21 protein-coding genes and 4 pseudogenes are annotated in these 22,219 nt (G+C 68.7%); 11 read left to right on the forward strand and 14 right to left on the reverse strand.

Annotated elements, in window-relative coordinates; all coding sequences use genetic code 11:
• Positions 1–613: 613 nt before the first annotated feature.
• Both N8I86_RS37860 and N8I86_RS37865 read right to left on the reverse strand, forming a co-directional pair.
• On the reverse strand, positions 614–1,102 hold the full coding sequence (locus N8I86_RS37860) for a hypothetical protein (protein WP_263280011.1): 489 nt from the start codon (positions 1,100–1,102) through the stop codon (positions 614–616).
• A gap of 554 nt (positions 1,103–1,656) precedes the next feature.
• Positions 1,657–2,238, reverse strand: coding sequence for a hypothetical protein (locus N8I86_RS37865; RefSeq protein ID WP_263280012.1), 582 nt, complete (start codon positions 2,236–2,238; stop codon positions 1,657–1,659).
• Between the two features lie 556 nt (positions 2,239–2,794).
• Between N8I86_RS37865 and N8I86_RS37870 the strand changes: the two genes are divergently transcribed.
• Complete coding sequence (locus tag N8I86_RS37870; RefSeq protein ID WP_073898738.1) at positions 2,795–3,001, forward strand: cold-shock protein; 207 nt, start codon at positions 2,795–2,797, stop codon at positions 2,999–3,001.
• A gap of 56 nt (positions 3,002–3,057) precedes the next feature.
• Here the strand turns inward: N8I86_RS37870 and N8I86_RS37875 are convergent, their stop codons facing one another.
• The gene (locus tag N8I86_RS37875; RefSeq protein ID WP_263280013.1) at positions 3,058–4,005 is read right to left on the reverse strand and encodes a LysR family transcriptional regulator; all 948 of its coding nucleotides are present in this window, start codon (positions 4,003–4,005) and stop codon (positions 3,058–3,060) included.
• A 71-nt stretch (positions 4,006–4,076) separates the two neighbouring features.
• Here N8I86_RS37875 and N8I86_RS37880 point away from each other — a divergent pair, with 71 nt between their 5' ends.
• Entirely contained in the window at positions 4,077–5,021 is a 945-nt protein-coding gene (locus N8I86_RS37880) for a DMT family transporter (protein WP_263280014.1), read from the forward strand.
• 198 nt (positions 5,022–5,219) lie between these two features.
• Here the strand turns inward: N8I86_RS37880 and N8I86_RS37885 are convergent.
• Positions 5,220–5,429: pseudogene (locus N8I86_RS37885) on the reverse strand (transposase); the annotation flags it as partial.
• Between the two features lie 313 nt (positions 5,430–5,742).
• Here N8I86_RS37885 and N8I86_RS37890 point away from each other — a divergent pair.
• Entirely contained in the window at positions 5,743–6,339 is a 597-nt protein-coding gene (locus N8I86_RS37890; protein WP_263280015.1) for an LLM class flavin-dependent oxidoreductase, read from the forward strand.
• A 383-nt stretch (positions 6,340–6,722) separates the two neighbouring features.
• On the opposite strand, the pseudogene N8I86_RS37895 reads toward N8I86_RS37890, so the two are convergent.
• Positions 6,723–7,037: pseudogene (locus N8I86_RS37895) on the reverse strand (transposase); the annotation flags it as partial.
• A 9-nt stretch (positions 7,038–7,046) separates the two neighbouring features.
• Between N8I86_RS37895 and N8I86_RS37900 the strand changes: the two are divergent.
• Positions 7,047–7,232: pseudogene (locus tag N8I86_RS37900) on the forward strand (ISL3 family transposase); the annotation flags it as partial.
• Between the two features lie 20 nt (positions 7,233–7,252).
• On the opposite strand, the gene N8I86_RS37905 reads toward N8I86_RS37900, so the two are convergent.
• From N8I86_RS37905 to N8I86_RS37915, 3 genes are read right to left on the reverse strand one after another with little or no spacing between them, the layout of a single operon-like run.
• Positions 7,253–7,795, reverse strand: a complete 543-nt coding sequence (locus tag N8I86_RS37905) for a DUF6368 family protein (RefSeq protein WP_263280016.1) — start codon at positions 7,793–7,795, stop codon at positions 7,253–7,255.
• The gene (locus N8I86_RS37910; protein ID WP_317633639.1) at positions 7,792–8,658 is read right to left on the reverse strand and encodes an NUDIX domain-containing protein; all 867 of its coding nucleotides are present in this window, start codon (positions 8,656–8,658) and stop codon (positions 7,792–7,794) included. Before N8I86_RS37910 ends, N8I86_RS37905 begins: the two co-directional genes overlap by 4 nt.
• A complete protein-coding gene (locus N8I86_RS37915) occupies positions 8,655–10,517 on the reverse strand; it encodes an ABC transporter ATP-binding protein (RefSeq protein WP_263280223.1) in 1,863 nt (620 codons plus the stop codon). The genes N8I86_RS37910 and N8I86_RS37915 overlap by 4 nt, the downstream gene beginning before the upstream one ends.
• A 1,708-nt stretch (positions 10,518–12,225) precedes the next feature.
• Between N8I86_RS37915 and N8I86_RS37920 the strand changes: the two genes are divergently transcribed.
• Positions 12,226–12,459, forward strand: a complete 234-nt coding sequence (locus N8I86_RS37920) for a hypothetical protein (RefSeq protein ID WP_263280235.1) — start codon at positions 12,226–12,228, stop codon at positions 12,457–12,459.
• Positions 12,460–12,764: 305 nt separating this feature from the next.
• On the opposite strand, the gene N8I86_RS37930 is transcribed toward N8I86_RS37920, so the two are convergent.
• Both N8I86_RS37930 and N8I86_RS37935 read right to left on the reverse strand, forming a co-directional pair.
• Positions 12,765–13,055 carry a hypothetical protein gene (locus N8I86_RS37930; protein WP_263280018.1) on the reverse strand — a complete coding sequence of 97 codons (291 nt, stop codon included), beginning with the start codon at positions 13,053–13,055 and terminating at the stop codon, positions 12,765–12,767.
• A gap of 412 nt (positions 13,056–13,467) precedes the next feature.
• A pseudogene (locus tag N8I86_RS37935) lies at positions 13,468–13,665 on the reverse strand (transposase); the annotation flags it as partial.
• A 113-nt stretch (positions 13,666–13,778) separates the two neighbouring features.
• Between N8I86_RS37935 and N8I86_RS39150 the strand changes: the two are divergent.
• Complete coding sequence (locus N8I86_RS39150; RefSeq protein ID WP_317633657.1) at positions 13,779–13,862, forward strand: hypothetical protein; 84 nt, start codon at positions 13,779–13,781, stop codon at positions 13,860–13,862.
• Between the two features lie 41 nt (positions 13,863–13,903).
• Here N8I86_RS39150 and N8I86_RS39545 read toward each other — a convergent pair whose 3' ends face one another.
• Together N8I86_RS39545 and N8I86_RS37950 are read right to left on the reverse strand one after the other, a co-directional pair.
• Positions 13,904–14,131, reverse strand: coding sequence for a hypothetical protein (locus N8I86_RS39545; protein ID WP_404830862.1), 228 nt, complete (start codon positions 14,129–14,131; stop codon positions 13,904–13,906).
• Positions 14,132–14,481: 350 nt separating this feature from the next.
• Positions 14,482–15,399, reverse strand: a complete 918-nt coding sequence (locus N8I86_RS37950) for a helix-turn-helix transcriptional regulator (protein ID WP_263280019.1) — start codon at positions 15,397–15,399, stop codon at positions 14,482–14,484.
• Between the two features lie 106 nt (positions 15,400–15,505).
• Between N8I86_RS37950 and N8I86_RS37955 the strand changes: the two genes are divergently transcribed.
• The 4 genes from N8I86_RS37955 to N8I86_RS37970 all read left to right on the forward strand — a co-directional run bounded on the left by N8I86_RS37955 (position 15,506) and on the right by N8I86_RS37970 (position 19,578).
• Entirely contained in the window at positions 15,506–16,126 is a 621-nt protein-coding gene (locus N8I86_RS37955; RefSeq protein ID WP_263280020.1) for an NIPSNAP family protein, read from the forward strand.
• On the forward strand, positions 16,086–16,736 hold the full coding sequence (locus tag N8I86_RS37960; protein ID WP_263280021.1) for a hypothetical protein: 651 nt from the start codon (positions 16,086–16,088) through the stop codon (positions 16,734–16,736). The genes N8I86_RS37955 and N8I86_RS37960 overlap by 41 nt, the downstream gene beginning before the upstream one ends.
• 378 nt (positions 16,737–17,114) lie before the next feature.
• Positions 17,115–19,067 carry a DNRLRE domain-containing protein gene (locus N8I86_RS37965; RefSeq protein WP_263280022.1) on the forward strand — a complete coding sequence of 651 codons (1,953 nt, stop codon included), beginning with the start codon at positions 17,115–17,117 and terminating at the stop codon, positions 19,065–19,067.
• A 7-nt stretch (positions 19,068–19,074) separates the two neighbouring features.
• Positions 19,075–19,578, forward strand: a complete 504-nt coding sequence (locus tag N8I86_RS37970) for a hypothetical protein (RefSeq protein ID WP_263280023.1) — start codon at positions 19,075–19,077, stop codon at positions 19,576–19,578.
• A 12-nt stretch (positions 19,579–19,590) separates the two neighbouring features.
• On the opposite strand, the gene N8I86_RS37975 is transcribed toward N8I86_RS37970, so the two are convergent.
• A complete protein-coding gene (locus N8I86_RS37975) occupies positions 19,591–20,139 on the reverse strand; it encodes an ATP-dependent DNA ligase (protein ID WP_263280024.1) in 549 nt (182 codons plus the stop codon).
• A 227-nt stretch (positions 20,140–20,366) separates the two neighbouring features.
• On the opposite strand from N8I86_RS37975, the gene N8I86_RS37980 reads away from it, so the two are divergent.
• Positions 20,367–21,137, forward strand: coding sequence for a class I SAM-dependent methyltransferase (locus N8I86_RS37980; protein WP_263280025.1), 771 nt, complete (start codon positions 20,367–20,369; stop codon positions 21,135–21,137).
• A 53-nt stretch (positions 21,138–21,190) separates the two neighbouring features.
• On the opposite strand, the gene N8I86_RS37985 is transcribed toward N8I86_RS37980, so the two are convergent.
• Positions 21,191–21,436, reverse strand: a complete 246-nt coding sequence (locus tag N8I86_RS37985; protein ID WP_263280026.1) for a hypothetical protein — start codon at positions 21,434–21,436, stop codon at positions 21,191–21,193.
• Positions 21,437–22,219: the final 783 nt, after the last annotated feature.

Below are 22,219 nucleotides of genomic sequence, written 5' to 3' on the forward strand. Positions count from 1 at the left end.
CAGTCCACTGCCAGGTCCGCTCGAGGGCATGTCTGCCGGCTCGCCGGCCGCCTCCCTTTGTGCCGGGCCCCGGCTGGTGCTGATGCGCACGCACGATTGGGGAGGCGACCCCAGCGACCCGGTCCAGGTCACCTTCGGCGTCGGCCTGGGCGAGCAGGGCGGTGACGACGTGGGCGTGCGCGGGGGAAGGCATCACTTCGGTTCGTCAGCGGACGTCCGTCACAGACCTGACGTGCATCGGCCGGCACCAGTGCCACCAGCGGGGCGGTGAGGTCGACGACCGACCTCGACGTCTGCGATGGGGGCGAGACAGCCCGCGCGCGGATTCTCTGGCTCCGTCCGCCGCCCTCGAGCGCGTCCTAACCCCGGGCCGCCCCACGGTGAGGAAGTGGCCCGTCCGTTAGGAGCCCCGGTTGATGATCACCAACCGGGGCTCCAACACTTTGTGACCGGCAGGCCGTGAGGACCTCGCTCACCTGACTGCGCCCAGTCGCGCCGGCTATCCAAAACTGGCTGTCAATTCAGGTCCTCGAACGCCGCAGCGACTCGTGTGTCACTCCGAAACCACCTAGTGTCGGCTTTGCCAGTCAGGCAGGATCCGCCTGACGTCTCGTCACGGAGGCGTGGGCATCTGCGTGAAGGTGCACGGCACCGTGAGCGGTTCTGTCGCGGTGCAGACGCCCTGGAACACGGTGCCGGTCGCGGTCAGCACGCTGACATAGACCTCGTTGGCACGCGTCGACAGCGTGGCGTCGACCACGTTGGTCGGGCCGCCCACGAACTGCCAGTCGCCCACAGGCTGAGGAGCCGTGGGCGGCGCCTCTCTGACCGTCAGGACGTACACCCGCCCGTCGCACACCACCGAGATGAACTTGTCCGGATCCTGAACTGCCGAGTCGATGTCGAAGCATCCCGTCGGCACCGGCGGGGGCTTCGGGCAGTCGTGGCCGTTGTCGCACCCGCCAAGGGATGCGATGCCCGCGCGGGTGGTCATGCCGTTTGTTGCCCCAGGCTGCTTCGCAGCGTGTGCCGTTCCGACTCCGGCGAACGTCATGACGACTGCGGCGGCCAGCGAGGCGGCAACCCTACGCTTCTCTTTCACCCTTATGTACTCCTTTCTTGCATTGATAGGCCTATGCGTGTTTATGAAGAAACATGCCAATGTATGCCCGAGTATCGCCATCCATGCCGCGGCACGCCCAGTTTCCACTCGCATGCATGCACGAGCGGCCATCCCGCTGACACCAGCACCTGATACCGACAGGGGCGGGCCGGCGGAAATCTCGCGCCGTGGACGCCCCAGGGGCCGTACGGTCCCCATTGCGCCGGTGTGTGCCGCGGGGGCTCAGGAGGAGAAGACGCGGATGTCGCCGATCTGCAGGGTGGCGGGCTGACCGACTCCCCAGAAGCCGGCGAAGGCGGTGACGGTGGTGTGGTCGCCGGAGTTCGAAGGAGACGGTGACCGGGCTTTAGCAGGTAGGGGGGCGGTCAACCCGGTCGGTCTCCAGCGCCCTTCCGTCGTCTGAGCGCGATGCCCCATACGCAGCGCACGCACGGGGAACCTTGTGCAGGCTCGGCGAGGACGTCCCTCCCGACGCTCGTGTCGCCAAGCCTTGTTTGCTGCCGCGGTTTCCCGGTGGAGGGGAGTGGTCGGGGTCAGGTGTTGGCGGCGCCGTAGTGCAGGACGCCGCCGCGCGGAAGCAGGTATCCCATGTCGCGCTTCGTGGGCATCTCGCCCGCCAGGGCGGAGGCGTCGGCGCCTCCGGAGACCATCCAGCCGACAAGCCCCAGGCTGAACGGCACCTGGTGGAAGGTCTCCATCGCGATGCCGGCGAGCCAGTCGTCGATGACCGCAGACCTGAAGAACGGCCGGCCGTCCCCGTACGCGATGCCGGCCTTGTCCAGTGCTCCTGTGGGGATGTAGAAGTCCAGCCAGTCGCTGCTGTCGTCGCCACCGCGTACGGCCGTGCAACCGCAGACCGTCAACTGTCCTGTCGGCAGGCGTACCTGGCCGAGGAGGTGGGTGTGTTCAGTCAGCGAGGCCACCGTGCACGGCACCTCGTCCTGTTCGTCGGGTTCCCCCTCGCGCCGCCCGAAGCAGCCCCGCACACCTGCCGCCCGCCACAGAGCACTCAGGAGGGTCTGCAGCTGGGCGTCTTTAGTTGAGCCGACCTCGATGGCCAGCTCGTAGCCGTCGCCCCAGTTGGACGGGTCACGGAAGGAAGCAGGATTCGACATGTGACGATCATGCAGTGCGCGCCCGCCTCGGGACACCGCACTGTGCTGCTCGTCTGAAGCAGTCGAGTCGTCGTCTACGGCGGGCACGAGGCGTTCGCCGTGGCGGCGGTCCTGGTCGGCGTGCGGTCCTGAGTCCCTGGCTGGCCGGCAGCACGAGGCCCAGCCCCGGTGGGCGGCTCCGTTCTGCGCTGGACGTCGTTTTCTTGGCGGACCCCTGATCCTGGCTCAGCCGCTGAACTACTGGCGCCCGCTTCCCGGGTGGTGCGCTCGGTCCCCCTCGCCGCGTTGCACACATCCCATCCGGGCCGCCCCGCCAGCAGCCCCACCGCACCCCACGTCATCCGGTGGCTTCGACCCGGTTGGCCGGGTGGCCGGCGGGGATCTCGCGGCGGCGCCGCAGGCCTGCCGAGGGTGTGGTGCATGTGGGTGATGGTTCGCGCCGGTTGCCGTGTGGGGTGTGCCGCGGGTGAAGGCCAGCCGTCTGGCTGCGAGTGCGGTGCGCCGCTCGTCGGGTTGGGAGAGGCTGTGATCGCATCCTCTGGCGAAGGGCACGGTCATGGCGACGGGAACGGTGAAGTGGTTCGACGCGGAGAAGGGTTTCGGTCTCATCAGCCCGGATGACGGAGGGCCCGACGTCTACGCCCACCGCTCGGCCGTCAACACCGGCGGTCTGGGAGTTTTCGGGGAGAACGTCAGGGTCGACTACCACCTCATCGTGGGGGTCAGGGGGCCCACGGCCGCGAACATCACCGTGGTCGTCTGATCGGCGCCGGTCTGCTCGTCGGTGGCCGCAACCACCGCCGGGCCGGGCCGTTTCCTTCACCCTTGTCGGCCTCCGCCTTTCGCACGGTCGGTGGGGCGCATGCCGGCCGGCGCGGTGGGTGCGGCTTTCTTGAGTGCGTCGATGAAGGCGTCGAGGGCGGGCTGTGGGGGTGCTGTCTCGCGCGTGGCTGCTTCGATGGTGCGTGTGGGTGCGGGGTCGTCTACCGGTCGTACGACGACGTCGGGGTGTGGGCTGCCGAGTCCGAGGCGGGGGATGAGGCTGACGCCGAGGCCTGCGGCGACGAACCCCTGGGCGGTGACGTAGTCCTCGCTGTGGACGGCGAAGTGGGGGCGGAAGCCGGCTGCCGCGCATGCGTCGAGCTGGGCGTCGAGGCAGGGGCCGGGCCATTCGCTTCCTACGAACGGTTCGTCGGCCAGGTCCTTCAATCGCACGCTGGGCCGTCCAGCGAGGCGGTGCCCACGTGGCAGGACGGCGAGGTAGGGGTCGTCGAGCAGGTGCAGCAGCCGGAGATCGCCGTCCGGCCGCCCGGCTTTTGTCACCAGCAGGGCCAGGTCGGCGTGTCCTTGGCGTACGTCGGTCAGTGCGTCCTCGGGGTCGGCGGTGAGTTTGAGGTCGATGCGGATGCCGGGGTGGGCGGTGCGGAGGCGTGCCACGGCCGGTGCCACCAGGTGTGCGCCCGCGGTGGCGAAGTACCGCACCGCCAGCTGCCCGGTCCGTCCGGCGAGCAGGTCGGCGAGCGCCGCCTCGGCCTCGGCGACCTGTCGTGCGAGGGCGTCCGCGTGCTCGGTGAGCAGGACGGCGGCCGGCGTGGGCCGTACGCCCCGGCCGACCCGCTCGAGCAGGACGGTGCCGGCTTCCTTCTCCAGGGTGGCGATCTGCTGGCTGACGGCGGACGGCGTGTATCCCAGCACCGTGGCCGCCCCCGTCACGGAGCCGTTGCGTACGACCGCCCGCAGTACCTGCATCCGTCTCACATCAAGCATGCAGCCCAGCTTAACGAACCATCAAAAACATTTCACTTGTCCTCATTGATTGGGTGGGTGACCGTAGCTGCATGCCCCTCGCCTCCACGCTCCGTATGGCCGCGCTCTCCCTTTTCTGGGGTTCCGGCTTCCTCTGGATCAAGCTGGCCCTGACTCATGGCCTGACTCCCGCTCAGATCACCATCGCCCGATGTGTCCTGGGCACGGCCGTCCTGCTGTTCCTGGCCCGCCGGGCAGGCCAGCGCCTGCCCCGGTCCGGGGCCCTGTGGCGGCGCCTGGTGGTGGCCGCGCTGTTCTGCAACGCGCTGCCCTTCGCTCTGTTCGCCCTGGGGGAGCGGCACCTCGACTCGGGCATCGCGGGTGTCCTGAACGCCACGACGCCGTTGTGGTCCCTCCTCATCGGGATCGCGCTGGGTACCGATCGAGCGGTGCATTTCGTACGTCTGGTGGGTCTCGTGTCGGGTTTCGCCGGTACGGTCGTGATCTTCGCGCCCTGGCGTCACGCGGGTCTGCTGAGTTGGCCTGCCCTGTATCTGCTGGCGGCGGCGGCCAGTTATGCGGTGGCCTTCGCCTACATGGCCCGGTATCTGACGGCTGGGAAGTCGCCCATGGCCATGTCGGCGGCGCAGATGCTCACCGCCACGGCCTGGAGTGCGCTGGCTCTTCCGGTGGCCGGCCCCCTGAGGCCGGATGCCACCGCGCTGCTGGCGGTCGCCGCGCTGGGTGTTCTCGGCACGGGGGTGACGTTCTACCTCAACTACCGGCTGATCGCGGACGAGGGCCCTACCGCGGCGGCAACCGTGGGCTACCTGCTTCCGGTCGTGTCGGTCACGCTGGGCGCGGTGGTCCTGGACGAGCACATCGGCGCACGCGTGCTCGCGGGCATGGCGGTGGTGCTGGTGGGGGTGGGGCTGACCCGGCGCAAGCCGGCCTCGTCTGCGCAGGCGTTGGCGGGCTCGCGGACTCGCGGGAGTGAGGGTGGGCGGCCGGCCCCTGTGTCCCGGTGCGCGGGGTAGGGCTTGTGGTTCGGGCTCGCCGACGGCCTCCCTCACCTGATGTCCGACGACGAACTGCGTGGCTGGCTCCGGAACGTCGGCGGCAGCACACCGCAGCTTCTCGACGACGACGCCGTCTGGCGAAAGTTCGCCCCTGTGTTCCGTAACGACTTTAAACTCCTGGGCACCTGGGCTCCTCCCCGCGACCCCGCACCAGTGTGGGAAGTCGTGGGGGAGGTAGCGCCACTGGACGCAGGTGCGGTCCACATACAAGATCGCGTCCGTGATGTCGCGCAGATCGCGCTCTGGCGGCCGGCCGAAGTCCAGGGCCCTGCCTCGGCGCTCGAAGCGCCAGGCCGAGAGTACCGGCTCGATCAACTCCCAGCGGGCATCGGACAGACCACTCGGATACGGGCGTCGCGTCGGCATGCCTCCGGCGTATCGCCATGGACCCGAGTGCGCCCAGGCGCACAGCTGTGGCGACAGAAGCACACAGCCAGGAAGACCGGGCGTCCTGGGATGAGACAGGAACAAGCCACATCCCGCCCCGCCAGTCACCCCGCCCAGCACACAGGCCCCGACCACACCTGACTACCTCTTCCGCACCGCGATCCCACACCTCAAGAACCGCCCTATATGCAGGCAACACAGATGAAAACGACCTCGCTTCGACCTGTCGTACGGCAGGATCGCCCGCCTCGTCGACCACCTGCGCGGCGACTACCTCGGCGGCCCGGACACCGTGATCCACTCGCCCGGCAACGTCCAGCGGCCGCGGCTGCAGCCGCACAACCCCGGTCTCGTGGAACGGATCTGGTACGGCGGAGGCAGTCTGCGCTCGGCCCGCTGGGCCGCCGAGAACGGTCTCAACCTGCTGTCCGGCAACATCGTCTCCGGCGAGGACACCGACGACTTCACCACCGCCCAGCTGAACCTGCTCTCCGAGTACCGGCGCAGCCTGGGCGCCGACCGGACAGCGGCGCGGGTGGCGCTCGGGCGGGTGATCGTGCCTTTCGACAGCGCCGACGCGGCCACCCGGGCCCGCTACCGGGACTACGCCGCCAGCCGGCACGAGCGCACCCTGAAACCGCAGACCATCGCCGCGCTGGGCGGGAAGCGGATCCTGTTCGCTCCGGACGTGATCGGCACCGCGGAGCAGATCCTGGAACAGCTGGCGGCCGATCCCGTCGTCGCGCAGGTGTCGGAGCTGCGTCTGGAGCTGCCGTACGAGTTCCACCGGGAGGAGTACGCACAGATCCTGCACGACGTCCGGCACCTGATCGCCCCCGAGCTGGGCTGGAACCCCGCTTCGCCGGCGCTTCAGGAGGCGGGCCGGTGAGCCACCCTGGTCCCGAGCACCCGGACTCACGGGGCATCAGTGCTTTTTCCTGAACTGGCCGGGCTGGAGCGTGGGGAGGTGGGTCGGGGGCCGCTGACTGCGCGACAGTCCCCGGGGTCCAGGCAGGTGTCAGTGGGGTCTGCGATCGTGTGAGTCGTGGATGAACTTGTGGAACGCGTTGACGCTCAGGACCCCTCTGCAGCAGTGGACCTTCACTCCCGATAGCCAGGAGATTTTCGATCGGTATTTCGCCTATCGTGCTGACCCGGCGCCTTCGTAGAAGCGGTGCTCATTCTTCGGGCCGGTCCGGCCGGAGATGCCGACCGCGAACTTAAGAACCATCAGTCCCGGTTGGCCTCGCGGGAGGCGGGCTGTGTCCTGCGGGGGGACCGGCGGGTGATGCGCCTGGTCATCAGCGTGATCGCGGCCCAGGTGATCAAGGATTCCGAGTGCTGGATGAGTCGTTCGTAGTCCCGGGCGTGACGGCGGGCGTGCATGATCCAGGCGAGCGACCTCTCGACAACCCGGCGGCGGGGCAGGATGACGAACCCGACGGCGTCCTTCGGGCGGCTGATGGTCTTGAGCGTCAGGTTCAGGTGCTGCTTCGTACAGGTCACGAGCTATCCGGCATAGCCGGAGTCGGCCCAGACAATGGTGATCTCGGGGTGCATCAGCCGCAGTCTGAACAGGACTTCCTTCGTCGCGTCCTGCCCAGCCTCCACACCCTCGCCGCTGGCGTCACCCGCGACCTCGACGCCGTGATCTCCGGACTGACCCTGGCCTGGAACTCTGGTGTCGTCGAAGGGCACCTCAACCGGGTCAAGATGCTCAAGCGCCAGACGTTCGGCCGAGCTGGCTTCAAGTTGCTACGCAAGCTGGTACTACTCGCGTGAGCCTGCTGGCTGAGTTCCAGCTACTTCAGGAGCCGGAAACCGGGCTGTTGGGCCCATGCGCGGAGGAATTCCGCCGAGCCGTACGCGGCGGGCCACGGATCGGTCGTCGTTGCGACGATGCCGGGAAGGCCAGCCACGATTGAAACCTGATCTTCTCGCAGTTCGGCGTTGGCGACACCACCGATGACATCCATGACGGCGGCGGTCAGCAGGGCGGTGACGAGGTGGTCGACAGGACGGTTACAGAACGCGATGACGTCGACCGCGTGAGTGGGGGTGAAGCCGATGAGGGATTCCTGGTCGACTTCGTCGGCGTGCTCGGCCTCGAAGATGGCCTCGTCACCGATCCCAGGCCCCATGAGAGAGACCAGGATGGGCCGACGTCCGTCTACGTCGCCGGCATCCGTGATCCCGAGGCTCACCGCGTGAATGTTCAGGTCGTACTCGCCGACCCGCTTCTCCTCAAACCGTGCCGAGGCGCCAAGCAGGAACTCGCGGAGCCGCTGGATCTCCACGCGGGGGACGGCCTCCGCCAACTCGATCACCAACACCGGTCCACTCATGGCCGGGAGCCTAACCAGCCGGGACTGTCACCCCAACCGATTACCCAGCGTGGCCGCGTCACAGAAGCTGAGCCAGAACCGCAACTCGTGAACAAGGCCCCCTCCCTTCTGCAGTGGTGGAACGAAGCCTTACTGGTAGCAGGGAGGGCGGCGAGTACCTGAGGTGCGAGGGCGGTGAACGCGATGGCTGCCAGGAACGCTGTGGCGAACGCTCGCTTGCGCACGGGCATTTGAGCTCCTTGGTCGTCTACCGGCTGGCGGAGTCCGGGCGGCTGGCAGTTCGCTCGGGCCTGCCGCCGGGGAGCACCTCTCAGTCTCAGCAACGCGGCGGCACGGGTCAGGTACGGCCGGTCGGCTTGGCGCCAGGACATGCGGGTGACGTCGACCGCGGCGTGGCCTGGTTGCGTGAACTCCACGCTCGTCGCGAGAGCGTCGGCCGCGGACAGAGCTGGGAACTGCGGGGTGAGGCACAGGTCGCCCGGACGCAGGCCGGTCTCCTCGCACACTTCCCGTAGCGCCGCGGCCAGAAGCGTGCGGTCCCCTTCGATGTGGCCGCCTGGGGCGAGGAGCAGCCCTGTGCCCCGGTGGCCGATGTGCAGTACGCGCCGTTCACGATCGATGACGGCCGCGCTGCACGTGACGTGGCCGGGGAGCGTCGCACGGTCGGCCGGGTCGTCGGCGCCGTCCAGGAGGGACGTCGGCCCGGCGAGGGAGTCCCGCTCATGCGGATGCCGGGTCAGGTACGCCTCGGAGGTTCTGCGGATGTGGGAGCGGGCGAGCGGCACGTCATCACCTCGGGACGGCGGTAGAGGGGCGAGAAGGTCCCCGTTGGTGCGGGCGACCACGGCGCCGGGGCGGCTCACGCGGGGGACTCGTGCTGGTCATCGTCCGGCTCGGACGTGATCTGGTAGGACAACAACCGCTGGAAGAGACCAGGTTGTTGGGTGAGCTGGGCGTAAGTGCCCTCCTGGACGATCTTGCCTTCGTCGAGGACCACGATGCGGTCGGCGATGGCCACGTTGGTGATGCGGTGGGTCACCAGCAGTACCGCCCGGTCCCGGGCGAGGGTCCGCAGCCGCTGGAAGATGCGAAATTCGGCGCGGGGGTCGAGGTTGGCCGTCGGCTCGTCGAGGACCAGCAGACCGGCCGGGCGGAAGAAAGCCCGGGCCAGGGCGATGCGCTGCCACTGGCCGCCGCTGAGTTCCTCCCCGTTGAGCCACTCGCGGGCCAGGAGAGTGTCCAGTCCGGCTCCAAGCCTGGCGACGACCTCGTCGGCGTCAGCCGCCTCGCACGCCTCACGGACCGCCGCGTCGCCCCGCGCGGTGGGCTGGCCCTGGGTGACGTTCTCGCGCACAGTCAGCGGCCAGTGCGCGTAGTCCTGCGGCACGAGAGCGACCTGCCGCCACAGGGCCTGCGGGTCGCAGTCACCGGTGGGGACGCCGTCCCACAGCACCTGCCCGGAGGTGGGCAGGTAGAGGCCGCTGACCAGCTTCGACAGCGTCGACTTGCCCGAGCCGTTGAAGCCGACCAGCGCGGTGACCTCGCCGCGGCGCAGGGTGAGGGAGACGCCGGACAGGGCGTCGCGATCCTTGCCGGCGTAGCGGTGGGTGGCCCCCCTGACTTCGATCGTCTGCGGCGGCGCGGGCTGGTGGGGGCCGCGGCGCATGCGGAAGCCGCCAGCCTTGTCGAGAAAGCCGGTCCAGTCGTCCATGTACAGCCCGGTCCGCACGGCCCGGGCGCCGACAGCCACCAAGCCGCGCACCGCCATGCCGACGGTCTGCAGGGCGAAGACCGCCGTGCCGGCATGCCCTACGGTGATCCGGCCGGTCGCCAGCAGCCACACGACCGCCGCCCACACCACCGCCGACCCCAGCCCTCCGCACATCGCGCCGACCAGGGACATCCGTGCGCCCTCGTCGGCTGCGGCCCGGTCCTCGCGGTTGATCCGGGCGACGGTGTCCCGATAGCGGCCGGAGAGGAAGTCGGCCATGGTGCCGGCGCGAATCTGGTCGGCGGCGTCCTTGGTGTAGATGTGCCAGCGCAGCACGGACAGGATCCGGTCGTCGCCGTTACTGCGGAGGTTGGCCAGGTAGCGGACGCGGGCGGCGCTGACCTGGGCGAGGGCCTGCGGGAGGCTGGCGGCAACGAGAAGGGGGAGGAGGACCCAGTGCACGCCGGCCAGGACGATCGCCCCAGCGAGGAAGGCGGCGGCCGAGGCGATCAGATCCTGGCCTTCGCTGATCAGATCGCCGGTGACCTGGGCACCGCGGTCGGCGGCCTCACGGTCGCGGTTGAAGCCTGGGTCGTCGTACGCGCACAACTCGACCTCGACACAACCGGTGAGCAGCATCTGCTCGGCCTCGCGGGACATCAGCGGGGCCAGTCGCAAGGAGAGCCAGTTGACGGTGATGCCCAGGAGTGCCCGCGCGCCCGCGGCCCCGGCGAGCAGGGCGACGGAGGGCCATGCCTGAAGGAGACGGTGGTAGACGTCGCCGTCGCGTAGCAGGGCGGTCAGGGTGCCGGCGATGGCGACCAGACCCAAGGCCTGCATCACGCCGGCAACCATCTGGCACAGCAGGAGGCCGACGGCCGCCCGCCGGTCGACGCGCCAGGCCAGGGCCAGCGAACGGCGCACCAACTGCGGTAGGCGGCGGGCCATGTCGCGCATCCGGATCGAGCGGCCGGCCGCCTCGCGGCTGCCAGTCAGGTCGACGTACCGCATCTGCGTCTCGGGCGCGGGCGCGGGCGCGGTGACGGAGACGGCGGGGGACGGTGCGGTGGTGGTGCGCGGTCCCGGAACGGTGTCGGCTGATGCATTGGTGGACTCACTCATGCTGCCCACCCCGTATCCGGGCGTGCTGAGGTGGGCGCGCCGTCAACGCTGTGCGTGGGCAAGCGGGGCTGCCGTTCGATTCTGGGAGGCTGCTGCAAGGGGGCGGGGGCGGGGTGCATGGCGTCCTCCGTCTGGGCGTCGATGTGGCACTGATGCTCTAGGAACGCGGCGAATTCGGTCCCGTCACGGCCCAATGGAGGGCATTCGGCGAACACAAGTTCTCATGCCAAGTTCAGGCCGTGCGGGCTCTGAGGTGGAGCCGCTCAAACTCGTTCGATCAGGTCGGGCCACTCTCTCGGGGGATTGCGGACAGCACAGACCGGGCCGTGGCGCGTGCAGGCGGTGGCCCTGGGAGGGGTGCGAGCCGGACGCGCTCTCGGCCTGGAGCGGGCATGGAGCGGTCCTGCTGCACGAACGGGGCGACGACCCGGCCGCCACCTCGCCCTGCTGCCGCTGCAACTGACCTGCCCCGGCCACGCGCCAAGTTGCGTGCCTCGCCCGCCAATCGGCCACGGTATGGAGCATCGGCCCAAGCAGGCGGTGACCCACCAACCAGCCCACGCTCTGGCCGCTTCAACCGACAGCCCGCATACGCCGGACCGGCCGAGGGAGCAGCAGGGCTCCCCGCTGATGACGATCGCGAGATTTCCCCAGTGCTGCTCTTCGCCCCAGTTGGTTCACGGGGTGAACCAACTGGGGAATGCGGGGGGAAGCAGAAGGACTCACCGATCTCATGCTCGGTGAGTCCTTCGAGGTGGGCGAGTCAGAGGGAGGAGAGGATGCTGTCGGCAACGTCGGAGGGCAGGACAGGGTTGGCCTGTGCTCCGAACCAGTTGCTTGGGTGCGGCTGGTTGGTGGTGATCACCAGTGCCATGCCCACGTCCTATCTCAGGGCGACGATAGTGAACGGCTGGTGGTCATGTCGCTCTGGTTTCCTCGGCTGTGTTGAGCCTCAGCCTCTGCGCATGGGAATCACGTCCGGGCTTGTTGCGGGAATGGTGGGACGGGCAGCCTTGGGGGTGGCCGGCAGAGCGACGATGGTGACTGGTTTGTCGCAGTGAGGGCAGTTGCGGGGGTGCAGGTTTCACAGTCTTCGCCGGAGTCATGCCGGGATGAAGCTCGGCCACCAAGGTGGGACGTTGCCCGGGCACAACGGGGCGGGGTAGGAGTCCGGCATGCCGAGCCATGTGACAAGGAACCAGGTGAGCCACAGTGTGAAGGTGAGCCCTGCAGTATGGGCTGCCCTGCGATGACGTCTTCCGAGGGTGCTGTGCAGGATGACCCACGGAACCGCAGCGGCGAACCATGTAAGAGGCGCAAGAAGCAGCAAAGCCATGCCATTGGTTACGCCGTTGCCGATGTCACAAGCAGCCCACGCGCTCCCAATCGCAGCAGTGGACACCAGTGCGGTCAGTCCACCGAACAGGATCCCGAAGCCAGTTCCCCTGAACCAGCGGCTCGGAGGACTCGACGGCTCTGTTCCCACGACCATCTCCCCTCCTCCTCGTAGATGCGGAGAGTACCAACGTTCTGAAGCAGCCTGCTGGTGTCCTGGCCTGCCCTGACACCCGTCAGTCGTTCTCGGGCTTCTGCAGCCGTGCCAGCAGATGAGGCTGCAGGCTCGGGAGACGAAGGCGTCGTGCGGTTCGGTGCGGCGTTTTCATCAGACGGCAAGGCGTTTGAAGTGCTGGAGCAGGGCGAAAGTCTGCTCCACTATGTGGCGGAGCTTGCCCATGCTGACCGATCGCTCTGGAGCTACGGATCAGGTGTTCTCACCGGCCTGCAGCTCTGTCATCCGTCGGTGAGCGTGCAGCCACCAGCAGGGGCCTGAGGTGAATGTGCGGCGGAGCCAGCACGTCGACCACGCAGACCGTGACGATCAACCCCAGGGGGATCACCATCAACGCGGGTGCGTGACCCGGCTCCCAAGAACTCCGGAACACCCGCCACGATCGCGAAGCCATGCCCCAAGCCTTCCACCCACCTTCCGTTCAGGCACCCGCCGCTCGGGAGTCGCGCCATGCTGCAGTGGTGCCTGACCTTCGCTCTCTGCCGCATGACCCTGCTGGCCGCGCCTGGGGGTGAGGTGGCGCTGACCGCGTCGCATGCGGCGGCGAACGTCGGATCGTCTCCCCGTCATGCCGCCACACCGCTGATACCGAGGATCAGCTCCGCCAGGCCGGGGGAGAGGCCGAGGGCCAGGAGGCGGAGGTAGTCGGCGCGCAGGGTGCGGCCGCGTTCCCCGAGGACGTCGGGATCCCGGCCGGCCAGAGCGATCGCCAGGCGGGTGTCGGTCTGGGCCCTGGCCCACACCGCGCGCAGATCGATGCCGAGTTCCGTGGCCGCAACGTGAAGGGCCCGGCCGTGCCGGAGCACGGTGATGAGCCGGTTGGCCTGGCGGCCGGTGAGCGGGACGGGGTCGGTCATGCCCGCACCCTACGGGCGTGACGTGCCGGTTTTAGAACAAGGTTTCCGTGTTCCCGGAGTCCTCGGTGGGTGGCGGGGCCGGCGTGCGGGGGCGGCGGGGTGGCGGGTGCTCGGGGTCCTTTCCGAACAGTGCTTGGGTCCCGCACTCGTCGGGCACGGCGGGCACCGGCCGGCACACGGCCGCGTCAACCAGGTCGAGCGGGGCGCAGTCGTCGAAGTCGGCGCGCTGCATACGGGTCCAGTCGCGGCCCTCGGGTATGGCGCTCACGTGCGGTCTCCTGTCTGCCCAGAGCGTCGGATTGTGGTGGTTGATCGCTTTCCCTCCCGGGGAGATCTCACCACCCCGGGCGGGGGAATGCCGCCGGTGAAGAGCCTGCCGTCCCGTGACATGACGCTGCCACGCTGCAGCAGGAGCGGCGGAGTCCTGGACGCTGGCCGCGGTGACCAGGACGGCCAACAGGAGGCCGAGGGTGTCGGTGATGATGCTCCGCTTCCGGCCGACGATTTTCTTGTCGGCGTCGATGCCCTGACTTGCGGCGTGCACGCTGGTGGACGTCTTGACGCTCTGCGCGTCGGTCACGCAGGCCGACGGCTCGGTGTCCCGGCCTTCCGAGTTGTTGCTCTGTCGTACGCGCGGCTGGACCTGTCGGTCGCAGCTCCGCCGCAGACGCTGGAGAAGCTCTCGCGGTCGCTGCGGAGCACTTTGCGTTCTGCCCTAACAACATCTGGCAGGGGTACGAGAGCATCCGCCTCTACGCGGAGGAAGCTCTCGTGGATAACGCCCACTGGACGTTCTGGTGGGACTGAAGGAGCTGTGGGAGTCCCTTGCCGGGGCGGTGTCTGGCTGGTCAGGTCACACCGTCGGCTGCCGGGGTCTTCTTCGTCCACCGGGTGGGTTTGCGGGTGAGTCGCCTGGTCATGAGGGTGATGAGTGACCAGTTCAGGTGTGCTTCGCTGTGCTGGGGCAGGCGTTCGGAGGGTACGGCGGTGGCCCAGTGTCCGCCGAGTCGTTCGAACAAGATCCGGTGGGTGGCCGCGAGTGGCACATCCGCGTCCGCGGTGTCGGGGACCTGCACCAGAACTGGTTCATCACCACGGATGAACTCAGGCCCGAACTGCACCGGCGCCGCGCGTTCGGCCCATGACACGTGGCGTCGCTCGCTAGTTGACGGGGCCGGAGATGCGATCGGCAGAGAAGTCCCAGTTGGTCGCTGCTAGAGCGGGGAAGTTGTCGGCGTGGGCCGTGGGGGGCCGCGAGGGACACGAACGATCGACGAAATGAGAGTGCCGCTGACCTGGCGCGATGGAACCTGTCAAGAGTCCTGGCGCGGTCAGGAACGCTGCACTTCTCAGGTGAAGAGGCATATCGGGTCCGACACGCGTGTGCGGGTGACCGGTGCCCGGCAGGAGAACCCTCTGCCCGGGGTCACGCTTCGTAGCGGGCGGCTAGGGTTCGTGCCGTCTCGGCGATGCGGCTGCGTAGTTCGGCCGGTGCCAGGACCTCGACATCGGCGCCCAGCCGCAGGAAGGCTCGGTGGGCGTGGTCGATCGACTTGATGGGTACGCGGGCCTCCGTCCATCCGTCACCCGTGGGTGTCACGCCGAATCGGCGGGCGCCCTCCGGGGTGAGCCGCACCAAGGCGTCCGCGGTGTGTAGTCGCGCTCGGAAGTCGGCCAGATAGACGTTCCAGTATCCGGCCAAGTCGAACCCGTCCGGGACGACGAACTCTTCTTCCAGCGACCGGATTTCGAGGACCTGGTCGACTCGGTAGGTGCGGATCCCCGACGGCCCACCGGCGACCAGGTACCAGCGGCCGGCCTTGAGGACGAGCCCGTACGGTTCCACCCGTCGCTCGATCTCCTCCGGCGCCCGCCAGCGCCGGTACCGCAAAACCACCGCCCGCCGCGCCCACACCGCGGCGGCGACCACAGCCAGGTGAGGCACTTGGCCGACGTCGCCGTACCAGCCGGGGGCGTCGAGCAGGAAGCGTTCCTGGATCCGCTCGGTGTGCTCGCGCAGCTCCGAAGGAAGGGCGGCCCGCAGCTTGAGCCGGGCGGTAACGAGCGCCTCGCCGAGGCCGAGTTCGACGGCGGCGCCGGGGAGTGCGACGAGGAACGCGGCCCGCGCCTCGTCCACGGTCAGTCCAGTGAGCCGGGTCCGGTAGCCGTCGACCAGCCGGTAGCCGCCAGCGCCATACAGCGGGATACCGGCGGCACCGAGCGCCTCGACGTCCCGGTAGACCGTCCGGACGGAGACCTCCAGTTCGTCGGCTAGCTGCCGGGCCGTCATCCGGCCCCGGTTCTGGAGCAGCAGAAGCAGGGTGACCAGCCGGCTCGCACGCATGCGGCTCAGTATCCACTGACAGTAGATGTCAGGAGACCGGCCCTAACCTGTCGCGCATGGACGACAACTGGACCATGGACCTCACGCGCACCGGGCAGGCCACCGCATGAGCATCGTCGAACTCCGGCAGTACACCCTGCATCCCGGCGCCAGAGAGACGCTGATCGAGCTGTTCGAGCGCGAGTTCGTGACCGGTCAGCAGGCGGTCGGTATCACCCTCGGCGGCCGGTTCCGCGATCTGGACGACCCGGACCGCTTCGTCTGGCTGCGCGCATTCCCCGACATGGCGCACCGCCGGCGCGCGCTGGAGGCGTTCTACACTGGCCCGGTCTGGCGGGAGCACCGCGACACCGCGAACGCCACCATGATCGACAGCGACGACGTCCTGCTGCTGCGCGGCCCGGGCTTCACGCCGGAGCCGGGGACGAGTGAGGTGCTCGCGACCGTCTGCCATCCCACCGACGCGGCCGACTTCGACACGTACGCCGCCCGGCACCTGGGCCCGGGGCATGCACTGCACCGCACCGAGCACGCCGAGAACGACTTTCCCCGCCTGCCCGTTCGCACCGGGGAGGATGTCCGGATCTGGTTCGGCCCGGCCGAACCGGCACCCTGGCCGGCCCAGCGGCTGCGGCTGGAGCCCGTGAAGCCGTGGCCTCGGGCTTCACCTGGAGTCCGTCCAGATCATGGGCGTGAACCTGGAAGTGCCTCCGAGCTGGGACGATGAACCTTGTCGAGGGATTCTGTCGGTCCAGGTGGAAGCCGACGGCGGCGAGGCGATTGCGGATCTGGCCGTGTTGCGGGACCAGAGCGAAGTGTTCGGGCCCGTTGCCTCTACACCGGCTGCCCGGCGGCTGCTGGCCGCCGTCGACGAACGTGTACTGGACCGTCTGCGCTCAGCCCGGGCCCGGGAACTGGCCCGGCTTCAGGCATCCGAGACTCGCTGGGGCATACCGGCGGCGAAAGCCGGCGGACGGGAAGTGCCCGGCTTGGTCCTGGACATCGACGCCACACTGATCACCTGCCACTCCGGGAATGAGCAGGCCGAACCCGCCTGCGCAGCCGGCGCGGATCTGCTCGGCCAGCCCCCGATCGCCAGCGGCTCGCGCGGCCTTGGCACGCTCATCTCTGGCAGCGGTGAAGAGGACCGGGGCCAGGGCGTAGAGCTCATCGGGGACAGTGAACAACGGATGCGCCAACACCGCCCGATCGACCGTGCCCCTCACCACATGAGCATGCCCGTTATCACGCACCAACTCGTTAGGGCCTCCGCCCTCCTGACCGCCCATGCGGACGCGCACGCCGAGCAAGGCGCCAAAACCCTCGCGAGGCTCTGACCACAGACAATGCGGTAAGGATGAGGTAAGTAGACCCCTCAACATCTTGAAGGCGACATGAATCCCTTGTGAATATTCACCGACTCTCGTCCTTGATCAAGGGAAGCACTTTGCACTTCGCCAGGCGCCTGAGACGGACCGCGGTAATCGTGGCCGCCGCTCTCACGCTCGACATGATGCTCGCAGGCGGAGGCGGAGGAACGGCCATGGCCGTTCCCGCCCTGTCGCAGAGCGGTGAACAGACGGACCGCACGACCGGTGACGCGGCCTCAGCCCTGTCCAAAGCCGCGGACACCGGCGAACAGGTCCACATCGGGGGGGCTGGACGACGAGTTCTCCGTCGGCCTGCTGAGCGACGGAGCCGGTTACACCTGGAAGATGCGGGCCTGTTCCAACAGCCGCTGCTCCAGCTACACCGCCTTGCAGAACTTCACCGTCCATCTGCCCCAGGCGACGACGGCACCGACCACGACGACCAAGGTCATCAGCGGCACCGCACTCACGCAGGCGACCGTGGACGTCGGCGCCACCGACTGCTCCGGCGCCGCGTGCACCGGATCGGCAGCCGCCACCCTGAAGGTAGGAGCCTCCGGCACCACGCACTGGCGCAGCTACGTCCGCCCCGACCTGTCCGCTCTGCCCGCCGGGGCGCAGATCACCTCGGCGACCCTCAGTATGGGCACGGCCGGGTGCCTGGGCAGTTGTGAAGCGCACGACGTCGAGGTCCGCCCGCTGAACGCCGACTGGTCGAGCACAGGCAGCGGCACCGACCTCGTCACGGCCGCTGGCGGCGACCCGCTCGACATGGGCGCCGCCGACCCGGCCGCGCTCGACGTCACCTCCGCCGTACGCCTCTGGTTCGACGGATCGAACCCCGACCAGGGGCTCGCCCTTCAAGCCGCCGATGAGGACTCCGACACCAACACGGGGACCACCTACCCGGCCTCCGGCACCAAGCTCACCGTCACCTACATCGCCCCCGGCGCCCCGGACGCCCCCACCGCCGTAACTGCGACGCCGACCGCCGCCGGCTTGCTGGTGCACTGGAACGCGCCCGAGAACACCGGCTACTCCGGTGACATCACCTCCTACCAGGTCACCGCCTACGCCGCCGGTACCACCACCCAAGCCGCCCAGACCACGGTCGACGCCGCGACCGTCGGCACCACGGCCGTGCTCACCGGTCTGGCCAACGGCACCGGGTACACCGTCTCCGTCACCGCGACCACCGGCAACGGCACCAGCGCGGCGGCAACGTCCGCTCTGAACGTGCCCGCTGCGACACACGCCTTGAGCACCACCGCGTACCAATCCATCGTCCAGCAGTACCTCGACGCGCGCAGCGGGCTGCTGACCGGAACCTACGCGAACGCCGACGCGGCCGTAGCGGCCAAGGCCGACGGAGTGTCATTCAGCACCCAGTTGCACGCCGAGGAGGACGACCTGCTCGCCGAGAAGGCTCGTTACGCGGGCGACGGCCTCGGCTACACCGCCATCACCGTCACCCTGGCCGGCACCATCGCGGGCCCCTCGGGCGACACCTCCGACTTCGTCTACACGCACCACACCGGCGCCGCCACGATGACCGACGGCAGCGCCCAGAACGAGGAGAACGCTTACGAGGTCTACACCTTCGACACCAGCGGCACGGTTCCCGTGATCTCCCAGCCACTTGCCGCGGACGACTTCCTGACCAGCCTGCCCTCCTCCGACAGGGCGGCGGCGCAGGTCTCTCTCGACAACGGCGACACCGACACCACCGCACCCGCCTTGGACGCCTTCTACACCGACGGTGACTCCCTCCCGGCGGCGAGCGGCGCCTCCACCGCGAGCTACGCGTCCTTCACCCGAAGCGGCGTGGCCACCTGGGCGTCGAAGCACTACAACGACAAGGACGAACTGAGAACCGACTGCACCAATTTCGCGTCCAAGGCCCTCAATCGGGGCGGCGGCGCGCACATGGAGTACGGGTCGGTCGTCGACATCAAGCGCAGTCCCTACGAATGGTGGCGCAAGTCCAAGTCCGACATGACCTACTCCTGGTCGGCCGCGAACAACTTCGCCAACTTCATGGGCAACGAGGACAGCGTCACCTGGGTCAAGAGCATCAGCAACATCGTGCCCGGTGACATCATGCTGCTGGAATACGCGGGAGACGGGGACTCCAACCTCGACCACGCGGGCGTGATCTACAGCGCCGGCTCCACGACGGGCTCCGTCAAGGTCTACCAGCACTCCAGCAAGTACAGGAACACCACCCTCTCCGCGATCATCAAGCGCCGCAGGGGCGTCACGGTCTACGTCGCCCACATCACCCCGCATTGGTACTGACGTGAAAATGAAGCGCAGCTACGTGCTGTGGTCCGCCCTCAACCTGGTCGTCCTGCTGGCAGCGGGAACGGCGGCGTGGGGCGCGCCGCGCACCCAGTGGGACTACCGCCGGGCAGCCCGGACGGGGCTGCCCGCGGTGACCTTCACCGGTGACAAGACCGCCCCCGACACCCTCAAGCTCTACATGCGTCTGTTCATCGAGCGGGTACGTGACGGCGACACGGAGGGTCTGGAGGACCTGTCCTGGCACAACCACTGGTTCGCCCGCCGCGACGAGGCAGCCGGCGCCCGCCGGCTCATCCGCGCCTACCGGAAGGGAGCGGCAGGCCCGGTAACGGTCGACATGACCGCGGAAGACCCCTACGACGTCCGCGGCGGCACCATCCGCTTCCGCCGCACCGGCCAGCGGCAGAACTTCACCGTCTTCAAGCGGAACGGCCTGTGGCTGTTCGCCATCACTGACTGGAACCCGATGCCGGACACAGCCGGCAGGCAGCCGCTGAAGACCTGACATAGATGATCATCATTGTGAGGGCGGAGCCCGGCACCAGCCCTCGCAGCGGTGATCGCAGCAGCGGACGTGCAAGCTCTCTCGCGAGCCCCATCCGGCGGAGAACGTCCAGGCCGCCCAGGGGTGGTCGTCGCCGGCCGGGGTGAGCAGAGCGGCGACCGCCCGGCCTGCGGTCTGCGGGAGCGTGGTGCTGCGTCCGACGTAGCGCAGGCGTCCGTCGGTGTCGTAGCGGCCCAGCAGCAGGGTGCGGGGCGCCGCCGGCGAGCCGGTGAACGCGCCGACGATGGCGTCCTGGGTCTCCCGGGCTTTGTGCTTTCTCCAGCCTCGGACGGACGGCTCGCACCGTCCCTCCAGCCGCTTGTAGACGACGCCTTCGAGCCCGACGGCCGTCCAGTTGGTCAGCCATTCGCGCACGGTGGCCGGATCGGTGGTGGAGGGGCACAGTACCCAGGGCGCGGTGAGCTGGCGGTCGGTGAAGAGGGCTTCCAGGGCGGCGCTGCGGCGTCGGTAGGTCAACCCCATTGTGTCGGTGCCGGAGAGCCGGAGCAGGTCGAAGGCCACGAAGTGCGCCGGCTACTGCTCGGCGAGGCGCGGCGCGCCCGTGCCGCAGCATTAGAGGTCGGTGCCCCCGCGGGAGTGCAGGATGAGGCGGTGCGCGTCCCAGGACAGAAGTGCACGCCAGCCGTCCTTCTCCAGACTTTGATGTGTCTCATGAGACATCAGCACGCGTCTGTGCCCGCCAGAATGGATCAAGCACCGCAGGGGCCGCTCGTGTCAGGATGCTGGGCATGTCTGGTCGCGCGCTGAGTTTCGGAGTGGTGGCGGAAGCATACGAACGGTTCCGGCCGGGGTATCCCGTGGAGCTGTTCGACATGGTGATGGCCTATGCGGGCCACCCGGTTCGGACCGCCCTCGAGATCGGCGCTGGGACAGGCAAGGCAACCCGCCTGTTCGCTCAACGAGGGGTCATGGTCACCGCGACTGATCCTGACGGGGCTATGCTCGCCGAACTGCGCAAGCACGTGCAGACGAGCGTCAGAACGGTGCAAGCCGCGTTCGAGGACTTGCGACCGGGCGAACGGTATGGATTGGTCTATGCGGCAGCAGCGCTGCATTGGACGAACCCGGAGGGCCGGTGGTCGCGCGTGGCCGCGCTGCTGGAACCGGGCGGCGTATTCGCCTCATGCGGCGGGCCATTTCAACTGGCTGACCCGGCTGTGGAGGAAGCAGTCCGCGCGGCGCGAGCACCATTCTTGGAGAGTGATGAGATTCCGTCGCCTGACGGGACGCCTCCGGATCATGAGATGCAGTGGCCGGGTACTGAGCTGCAACAGTCTGAGTGGTGGTTCACCGGTGTTCAGCAGTCCGTGATCGAACGGCGCGTGACGATGAGCGCTCGCGACTACGTGGGTCATCTCTCCACCATCTCGGCTTATCTCGTCTTGCCGACCGCGGAGCGAGAGCAGGTATTCAGCCAGATCATGCAGGTACTGCCGGACAGAGTCGAGATGGCTGCCGACATCACCGTCCATCTCGCGCGTCGGCGCCACGAAGATTGATCACGACACCTCACCATGTCAGCCGCCGGCCCCAGGCTGGTTCCGAGCCACTTTCACTCGCGTGTGGCGTGTGCTCGGTCGAGCGGTTTGACGACGGCTGAGCGTTGGGCGATCTGCTCGCGGAGGGCAGTGTTCTCCGCGAGCAGGGCCGCGATGACCGTGGCGCCGGCATCGACTTCGTCTTGGAGTCGTTGTCGCTCGTGTCGGTTGTCTCGCAGTTGGCGGCGGAGGCGGGCGATCTCCGCGGCCTGGGCCTTCGGCTCCGCCGCCCAGCCCGGGGGCAGGTCCGGGTCGGACACGGGGGGGCGAGCATCGGCTCCGGCAGCGTCCAGGTCATGAGCCATGCCTTCCACGACTGTCGAGCTGCGTGCTCTGACGCGTGGTGCGTCAGCGGTCGTTGCGGGGGCGGAGTCGGGGCCGATGAGCCTCCCGGCGTCATACTGCCGACGAAGCCCGTCGCCTGTCCCTTCACCCGTGGTACAGCACCCGTACGACGATCGTGTCCTGCGTCAGGGCGTCGAGGTACTCGTTGAAGTAACGGCACCGCCCGGGGCCGGCGATCTGGAGCCAGTGGCCAGCCGGCGCTGGTTCGCTCGCCGACCTGCCGGAACTCGAAGACCTCGTGGGCGGCGACCCGGCCGCCCCCCATATGAGGGAAGCTGCAGACCAGGCGCTGACCACGCGCACTTTTGACCCTGGAGGGGGGTCCTCCACGGCCTGCATTCTGGGGTAGCCCTCCGCGAAGTGTCCAGCGGTCATGGGGTGCAGGACCATGCGTCACCGGACATAGCCGTCCTTGGGGGCCATGCGTACACCACGTCGACGAGCCCCTCGGCGCCCAGTACGCGCGGAGCGGCCCGGGCGGTCATGCCGGCGCTTAGGGGCGGCAGCCGCTGGCCCGTCTTCAGGCGCCGGGACAGTATCTGCCGCCTGAGCTCCGCGGCCGCCCGCCGGTACGGCGGCAACCCCGAATCCACCGGCCGGTGCGGCCCGCCGCCAGCCGCCGCGCTCACCGGCCGTGTCGGGCAGATTCCTTGCGGGGCCGGTTGGCCTCCCTCCCGATCTGGGCGGCCACCTTCGTT

The sequence above is a fragment of the Streptomyces albidicamelliae genome (assembly GCF_025642175.1).
GTDB lineage: Bacteria > Actinomycetota > Actinomycetes > Streptomycetales > Streptomycetaceae > Streptomyces > Streptomyces albidocamelliae.

Bases quoted from the DNA above. Each gene is read 5' to 3' on its own strand.
- N8I86_RS37865 (WP_263280012.1), bottom strand. From the start codon at position 2,238: ATGTCGAATCCTGCTTCCTTCCGTGACCCGTCCAACTGGGGCGACGGC.
- N8I86_RS37870 (WP_073898738.1), top strand. From the start codon at position 2,795: ATGGCGACGGGAACGGTGAAGTGGTTCGACGCGGAGAAGGGTTTCGGT.
- N8I86_RS37875 (WP_263280013.1), bottom strand. From the start codon at position 4,005: ATGCTTGATGTGAGACGGATGCAGGTACTGCGGGCGGTCGTACGCAAC.
- N8I86_RS37880 (WP_263280014.1), top strand. From the start codon at position 4,077: ATGCCCCTCGCCTCCACGCTCCGTATGGCCGCGCTCTCCCTTTTCTGG.
- N8I86_RS37905 (WP_263280016.1), bottom strand. From the start codon at position 7,795: ATGAGTGGACCGGTGTTGGTGATCGAGTTGGCGGAGGCCGTCCCCCGC.
- N8I86_RS37915 (WP_263280223.1), bottom strand. From the start codon at position 10,517: ATGCGGTACGTCGACCTGACTGGCAGCCGCGAGGCGGCCGGCCGCTCG.
- N8I86_RS37930 (WP_263280018.1), bottom strand. From the start codon at position 13,055: ATGACCGACCCCGTCCCGCTCACCGGCCGCCAGGCCAACCGGCTCATC.
- N8I86_RS37950 (WP_263280019.1), bottom strand. From the start codon at position 15,399: ATGCGTGCGAGCCGGCTGGTCACCCTGCTTCTGCTGCTCCAGAACCGG.
- N8I86_RS37955 (WP_263280020.1), top strand. From the start codon at position 15,506: ATGAGCATCGTCGAACTCCGGCAGTACACCCTGCATCCCGGCGCCAGA.
- N8I86_RS37960 (WP_263280021.1), top strand. From the start codon at position 16,086: ATGGGCGTGAACCTGGAAGTGCCTCCGAGCTGGGACGATGAACCTTGT.
- N8I86_RS37965 (WP_263280022.1), top strand. From the start codon at position 17,115: ATGCGGGCCTGTTCCAACAGCCGCTGCTCCAGCTACACCGCCTTGCAG.
- N8I86_RS37970 (WP_263280023.1), top strand. From the start codon at position 19,075: ATGAAGCGCAGCTACGTGCTGTGGTCCGCCCTCAACCTGGTCGTCCTG.
- N8I86_RS37980 (WP_263280025.1), top strand. From the start codon at position 20,367: ATGTCTGGTCGCGCGCTGAGTTTCGGAGTGGTGGCGGAAGCATACGAA.